At 63.3% G+C, this 7,278-nt stretch carries 5 protein-coding genes; 3 read left to right on the top strand and 2 right to left on the bottom strand.

What is annotated here, in order from left to right:
- Positions 1–476 precede the first annotated feature (476 nt).
- Together HNV26_RS17980 and HNV26_RS17975 are read right to left on the bottom strand one after the other, a co-directional pair.
- Positions 477–2,285 (bottom strand): hypothetical protein, encoded by a 1,809-nt coding sequence (locus tag HNV26_RS17980; protein ID WP_171442665.1) that lies wholly within the window; start codon positions 2,283–2,285, stop codon positions 477–479.
- The gene (locus tag HNV26_RS17975; protein WP_171442664.1) at positions 2,282–2,674 is read right to left on the bottom strand and encodes a hypothetical protein; all 393 of its coding nucleotides are present in this window, start codon (positions 2,672–2,674) and stop codon (positions 2,282–2,284) included. Before HNV26_RS17975 ends, HNV26_RS17980 begins: the two co-directional genes overlap by 4 nt.
- Positions 2,675–2,993: 319 nt before the next feature.
- Between HNV26_RS17975 and HNV26_RS17970 the strand changes: the two genes are divergently transcribed.
- From HNV26_RS17970 to HNV26_RS17960, 3 genes are all read left to right on the top strand, one after another.
- On the top strand, positions 2,994–3,332 hold the full coding sequence (locus HNV26_RS17970) for a hypothetical protein (protein ID WP_171452836.1): 339 nt from the start codon (positions 2,994–2,996) through the stop codon (positions 3,330–3,332).
- A 216-nt stretch (positions 3,333–3,548) separates the two neighbouring features.
- Complete coding sequence (locus tag HNV26_RS17965) at positions 3,549–4,124, top strand: hypothetical protein (protein ID WP_171442662.1); 576 nt, start codon at positions 3,549–3,551, stop codon at positions 4,122–4,124.
- Between the two features lie 751 nt (positions 4,125–4,875).
- On the top strand, positions 4,876–7,254 hold the full coding sequence (locus HNV26_RS17960) for a hypothetical protein (protein ID WP_253816731.1): 2,379 nt from the start codon (positions 4,876–4,878) through the stop codon (positions 7,252–7,254).
- Positions 7,255–7,278 lie beyond the last annotated feature (24 nt).

The following is a 7,278-nucleotide window of genomic DNA, read 5'->3' as shown; positions in this document are numbered from 1 at the left end:
CTGCGGACCCGCTCCGCCTTGCACCAGGGCATAAAGCTCGCTCTGGCGGCCATCTCCCCAAGCGACGCAGCAGGCTGGTTCGCCTACTGCGGTTACTCCGTCGCTCAGCCCAGATGAACTGCGCTATCAGTCCTCAGCAGCGCCTGCGATCGTTCCCACCTTTAGCGCAACAAGCCCGCCTGTGACGGACTTAGTTGCCGTACTCACCATTATCTTTGGCCCAATTATCACCCTCATCGCAACGGTGATGGGCTTCTACTTTGGTGGCAAGTCCACTCGCTGACCCCCTTCAGAGAAGTCGCCTAAGAGTTTGGCTGGCCATGTCCTAGTGGGAGGTCGCCCATGGAATGGCGTCCGAAGTGCCCTTGCACCTACCGCGGCAGAAAATGTCCACTCGAACCCGAATGAGCGCTGACACCTCCTGTACTCCCCCTACTCCCGCTGCCGCCTCTCTCGGCCCCGCCGCTGCCGGGAGCTTAGGGATCCGGTAGAGACGAACTCGCATTGGTCGGTAGGCCACCGATGTTCGGCATCGGCAAACCGACGCCGAAGAAGAAGTACCACTGGTCCCGAAAGACGTTGTAGCCCCCGCCTGCCTGCAGGATGTTCCGAAACAGCGACAACGTCAGCGCTACGCCCACCTCCGGAGTGTTGTCCCGGTTGAAGTCCAGAGCGGAGAGATTGAGTCCCAAGCCCGGGGTGACAATCGAGTTGACGTAGGATTCCGTCCGCGAGCCCCACTTCAGCAGCACGCTGTAGGCTGGTGCTGCCTGGAACCGGGAGCTGCCCTCCACAGCATCCGGCACGCGCGCGAAGATGAGTCCCACAGTCGTGTCGAAATGCGGCAGGACGCGGTACATCGTCAACTGGCGGGTCTCCACCACTGTGGGCTTCGACTCGCCCCGGCCCACGGCAAACCGGAACACGACTGCGTCCCCAGGCTCTCTGCGCCCGGTGTTATTCAGGTCGAGTACCGTCGCGGAGGGAAGCGAAGCGACCGAGTGCCGCTTGACCTCTTTCGAGAATTCCAGCAGTTCCGCGTTGACCCGAGCAAGGGAGAACAGCGCGGCCACCCCCTCTGCCAGCCCGTCGATGTCCGCCTTGAGCACCGTGACAGTCAAACGCAGGGCCTTGTCGAGTTCTTGCAAGGGTGGCCCTAATGAGCCTGGCAGTGCTGCCAAGCCCACCTGCAGGTTGCTAACCCTCCGGACCAACTCCCGGGCGCGGACGATGGATTCGCGCAGGTCGGCGTTGAAGCCGGCAAGAAGCGTGGCTCCGGAGTCTGGGGCGGGCGTGGCCGCTTGGTACTTGCGCATCAGCCCCTCCAGGAAAGCGCGATACTGCCTCATCTCCGTGGCCGTCTGAATGAGTTCCGCCTGGATGGCAGTGCTGAGCCCTCCCACGGTGGTGGCCACATTTTGGGCGCTCTTATCAGTGCTCTCTAGAGACTGGGCCGCACGATTGAAAGCACTGAGGATCATGGGCAAGCCCGTGCGCTGTACCAAAGCTCCAGCGCCCTCACTGTTGAACAGGTGCGCAGCCTTACCAGCCGCATCAAGCTGCGATTGTTGCTCTGGGGTCAGTAAAATGCTCCAGCGGTCAAGCACGTAGCGCTCCGAGGGTTTGATGTCATCGAAGCCATCGAGATGCACCGACCGGTTACCATCCTTCCCCACGATCCAGGCCCCCAGCATGAAATAGACCCCCTCCTCCTGAAGCGATTGCCTCAAGTCCGCCTGAAGGGACACCAGTTCGGCTGCGGCCGCGTCTGCGATAAGCCGGAAGAGTTCGGGATCTGAGATGCCCTCGGGCGGAACGGCCTCAAGGGCAGCATCAAGAACGTTCTCGAAGCGGGAACCCGATGTGGCCGCCGCCACGATGTTGAACGCGGGATCCGCCGCCTTCCCAGTGGCGTCCTGGAGCGCCTTTAGCGTCTCGGGCGTCGGATTCGAGGTCCACAGGTGCATGGCGATCCGCAGTTGCTCCGTCGCCTTATTGGCCTGTGCGAGTGCATCCGCTAGGACCTTGGAATTCTTCACCAGAGTGGCGGTCAGCTCCGTGGCGCCAGCGGCCATTCCCAGCTTCGCGAGCGCATTATCTCGGGTCACGCCGATATGGATGGTGCTGCCAATATCCACAATGGCTATGTTGGCCGTAATTTCCACGGCGTTGCTATCCACATCGACTTCCTTGAGATGCAATACCTGCGCGTCAGCAAGGGAAGGGGTAGCGCCACCAGCCGCACCAGTCGACAGCAGCACGGATATCAGCAGTGCGATCTTCATGAGATTTTCTGCCCGCTCAGGTAGGCCTTCACCACCCGCACGTTGTTGGCAGCCTCGTTCTGCTCGATTACGTCGCAGAGCTCGTCGGCGAAGGACAGGACAAATGCCTGGGGGCTAGCGGTAAGGACTTTGTTCTTGAGCTGGGCATCGCCCTTCAGCTTCTCGATCTCAGGCCGCACCTGTTCCAGCGAGCGGGCCCACACCACCCACTTGAGGTCGCTTTCCAGTCCCGCGAACTTGCCAGCCTTCGACACCAACTGCTCGCGGCTAAGTCCCTCTCCCAGCACGACGAATAGAACGTAGGGCTCATCATTGATGAGCTTCCTCAGCAGCCTTTGCGCTTCCTGAGCATCATTGAGCGGAAGGACAGTGGTCTTGCGGAACTCCATGTGCACCCCCTGGAAAGAGTGGATGCCAATCTCAACAATTGCCCCGCACCATGTCTAGCACGCCACATCCCAAGTACTTCGCGACGCCCCGATCCATCCACAATGACAGTCCCTGCCAGGCCCACCACCCCCACATCCGCGCGCAAGGTAGCTCGGTAACCTGCACCGCCCGGTACAAAGGCTGCCCTCCGACGGCCGCCTCCGATACAGACCTGAAGCGATTTAATTCGCGCAAGTTAAGTTCGTAGAGGAAATCTCCCTCAGAAAATCCCGCGAAATTCGACTTGTGAGCGCCGCCCCTTCTCTCCACTACGGCGCAATGGCGCGCCGCATGGAGGGTTCCATGGCCCCACGGAAGACGGCGAAGCAGCAGCAGGAAGAGAAGTTCAACGCTGGCTGGCGCGCGCAGGTCGAGTTTGAGCAGGAGGTCCGCAGGCTGAAGAGCCGCAAGGAGGCTGCGGACTTCGTCGAATCCGGACCGCGACAGGGCCAGCCTGGCGGCCAGCTCTACACCAACTTCGGAGCGTTCCTGAACGACCTTGACCCGTCCAGTGCCTCCGACTGGGAGAGGCAGCTCTACATCGAGTTCCGTGAGCGGACAACGGCAGCCAAGCGCAAGAAACAGGGGAGTGAGTCGGCCGAACAGACCGATGGGTGAGGAGCAGTTCGGCCTTCCGCGGGCCACCGATTCACCGGCGGAGGCGTCCGTACTCCGCCGGTTTTCGCCATAGTGGAGTGTCCTCGAGGTCCGGCGACATGGTCGCTGGGGTTGACAAGAATTGGGCGAGGATTACTAGTGATGGAGCCCTGATCGGGCGCGCACGGATTTCCCTTGCGCTGGGGGAGCTGAACGCGGTCCTCCAGAAAGACAGCGATGAAGAAGAACTCCAATCAATCGGTTGACGTGCGTCCGCCGAGTATCCGTCCAGGCCCAGCGCGAACCTCCGCTGCGAGTGTTCCAGCGCCGCTGACGTTTCCCCAGGCGGTTCTCCGCCCCATTCCGAGCCAGCTAGAACTTGCTCAAAATGAAGTCACCAAGGTGGTCGAGTTATGCGACGAGCGCGCCCGGCACTTCGGGACGATGCTGGGCATCTCGATGTCGGCCTTTGAGCTAAACGATCCGCCGAACACGACTGGGCAGACTGACGCGCTAGCTCTGCTCGTCGCGCTGACTCGGAGCGTGGAGTCCGTCTCGCTTGAGAGGCGTGATGGGCGGTGGGGCCTATGGTACACGAAGTCGGCGCCGGTGCTGAGTTCGTCCCAGCGGCCGACTACGACCGTGCCGCTCCGCGATGCCCCACTTGAGGCGCGGATGCAGTTCCTGCGCAAGAGTGAGGAGTTTTTTCGCGAGTACCTGAAGCGGACTGAAGAAGGGTTGGGTTCGCCTCAGCAAGCTGCGGAGATGGGGAAGAGCACTTTGGCCATGCTCGACAACATCAAGTCGCGGTAGTGGCGTCGCAGAACAACTGTGAGGAAAAAAGGTGTGGTGGGGTTCGTTCCAAGGGTAGGAACGAGTCCCGCCGCATTTGCACTCTCTGAGGCATCTGTCGATTGAGGCCAAGGTACCTGTCGCAACGCGCGGTCGCGGACAGCGAGGGCCTTGCTGAGATGTCCTCCAGATACTTCGACATAGCCGTCGAAGGTTCGCCAACTCGCCTCGTACCGATAGTACGGGCTTGGCCCCACTATGTTGGATTACCCCAAGGCCATTCTACTAGGGTAGACACCCCGCGCACATCTACCGCACGGAGGTTTTTACGTTCCTAACCCGTCGACTTTACTTGCGAAAGTCGCGTTTCCACGCGTGTGGGAAAACTGGGTAAGGTCGAGTGGATCACCCTGACCCACCCGGGAACCCACGCCCAGCCGGCCGATCGGACCGCCTGAGGTAGGGCCATGAAGGCTTGGGTGCTACTGACGGTGCCGACCACCGCCCAACGCACGGCGGCGGGAGTCTAACCGTGAACAGCGCGGACGTCTGTTTCCCAGGTGCTTCTTTCCAGCGTGGGCCTGCCAGCCCGGGTGCCCACCCGCCTCGGACTCACAACACCTGAGAGCGCTGGGGGCCGCGGATACCCATCCAGGGACACCATCATTTTTTGCGAAGGACCTTTTGAAGGCCCGTTCTCTCGCAAACTCCACACAAAGGTGTCCGCATGTCGTTGCTCACGCGACCCCGGGTCGTCGTGCTCGGACTTGTCATGTCTTCCGCGCCCGTCCTGGCCCAATCGTTCCCCCCCATCATCCCGGTGCCGAACCCCATCCTCCTCTGTAATGCCTACGTCCCCACGCTCGAGGACTGCCAGAACCCCACCACCCTCTGCGCAAACCTGGCCCGGAATGCGGCGAAGACCAACCCGAACGCCACCTGCAACGTCCTGGTGCGCGACGCCGCGCTGAACGCCGTGGCGAGCCTGCCCGAGCGCACCGTGCTGGTGCCCGTCACCCGCAACGCGAGCGGCCAGGAGATTGCGCCAGACGCCGCCACCAAGAGCGTGGCCTTCGTCGCGGAGAACCCGAACGCCCGCTACATGAGCGGCCTCTCCAGCTTCATGCTGGGCACCGCGCACCGCGACCGGACCTACTTCCCCGCGTCGACCAAGGCGGCCTCCCTCATGCGCATGGCGCGCATCTCCCAGCGCAACGCGTGGAACAACTCCGGCAACACCGTCGACTCCTGCCGCGAGTACGTCCACGAGAAGTACTACGACTACAGCGTCTTCGAGGACGCCATCTCCTCCTCGGGCACCGACTACCGCAAAATCTTCAACATCGCCTACGCCCAGGCGCCCAGCGGCGGCAGCGTGCCCGCCTCCGCCATGGGCACCCGCTCGATTGCGGACCCGGTGCAGCGCGGCAAGGACGGCACCCCCATCCAACCCGCCATCCAGTTCCCCGCCGGCGCACCGAAGAACGAGTTCTTCACCGTGCCGCCTCCCGTGCAGGGCAAGGTCACCATCAGCGCCAGCGACGTGGACCGGGTGGTCGTGATTCCAGGCGTGATGGGCGCGGCCCTCATCCAGCTCAAGGACCTGGACCGTCCGCTGAACCTCTACGGCACCGTCCTGCCCGAGGCGACGCTGTCCACCCTGGCGAACGGCGCCAGCTACTACAACGAGAGCTGGTCGTGGCACCTAGGCATGAGCACCGTTCGCAACGCCAACGTCCTGGATGAGCGGATGTACGAGCTGGACCGGCTCCAGGAGGAGTTCGCCGCGCTCGTCCAGCAGCGCAAGGAACTGGTCACCTCCATCACGTCGGAGCTGGCCCGGCGCTACCGCCCCCTCCCGGGGATGCTGAAGGCCGAGCCGGGCACGTCCAGCCACCTGACAGACGACGAGCCCCAGGACTCGCTCATCCCCCAGCTCTACCAGTTGGCCTCGCTGGATGCCGTCATCGAAGCGGCGCTCCAGCAGGCCCAGGCGCAAGGCTGCCTCAACTTCCAGATTGGCAAGGCGGCCGCTCCCTGCGACTGGTCGCCCAAGCGCTTCGCGCGCAGGGTGATGAACCTCTACCAGGGCGCGCGTGAGCAGGACTTCCAGAAGTGCGCGACCTACACCCGCGACGACTTCCCGGACCTCAAGGCGAAGCCCCTGCAGCACGGCACCGTCAACTTCCCCGCGCAGGACTACACGACGAGCCCCTCACGCCTGGAGACGTACTTCACCCGGCGGGACCAGTACCTGCGCGCCCTGTCCTCCACGGTGGGGACCATGCTGGACCCGAAGACGGCGCAGCCCCGCCTGCGCTGGGAGTCCGGTGACAGCTACAGCCTGGGCAATGACACCTTCGGCGCCACCGCGAACTACCAGGTGGCCGTGGCCATCAACAACGTGAAGTACACGCCTGACTGCGGCCTCTCCCCGGAGATGACGGGCAGCTTCACCGCCACCGGCAGCGCCCTGGGCATCAGCGCCAACCTCATCAACGCCCAACTGCAGGTGACGCAGAAGCGCGCGGACATCGACCTGGACGTGCTCGACAACACCGTGCCGCTGGTGGACATCCATCAAGACCTGACGCTGGGTCAGTTCAACATCGTGTCCGGCAAGCAGGAGAAGAAGGCCACGCTGGTGAACGCGCAGGCGACCTTCGTCGTCGTCGTGGTTCCCGTCACGCTCGGCGCCAAGGTGGCCGGCGTGGTGGGGCTCGAATACGCGCTGACGGCGGAGCACACGGTGACGGGCACCACGGCGTGCAGCGTGACGAACCTGGGCGTCGCCGGACACATCAAGCCCTACGCGCAGGTGGACGGTGAGCTGTACGCGAGCGTCGACCTCTTCATCATCGAGGCGGGCGTGAAGGGCCGCCTCCAGTTGGTCCACGCCGCCGTCCCGCTCGACGGCCGCGTCTGGCTGGCGTCGTCCGGGGGCCAGTTGAAGCTGCGCATGGAGGGGAACTCCGACCTGAAGTTCACCTTCCTGTCCGGCAGCATCGCCGCCTACGTGGAGGTGGGCGTCTGGCCCTTCGAGGCGGAGTTCGAGGAGACGCTCGTGAGCTGGAACGGCATCCAGGAGAACGTGAAGCTGTTCAACCACGCGTTCAACGTCAACCTCGTCGACCTCCGCTCCCTGCTGTAATCCCCGCACCCGCTGGAGACGCCC

Origin of the sequence: Myxococcus xanthus, from assembly GCF_013116825.1 — a bacterium.
In the GTDB taxonomy this organism is placed as follows: domain Bacteria; phylum Myxococcota; class Myxococcia; order Myxococcales; family Myxococcaceae; genus Myxococcus; species Myxococcus xanthus_B.
The sequence above is the reverse complement of the archived record's forward strand: the minus strand, read 5'-3'. Positions and strand labels throughout refer to the sequence as shown.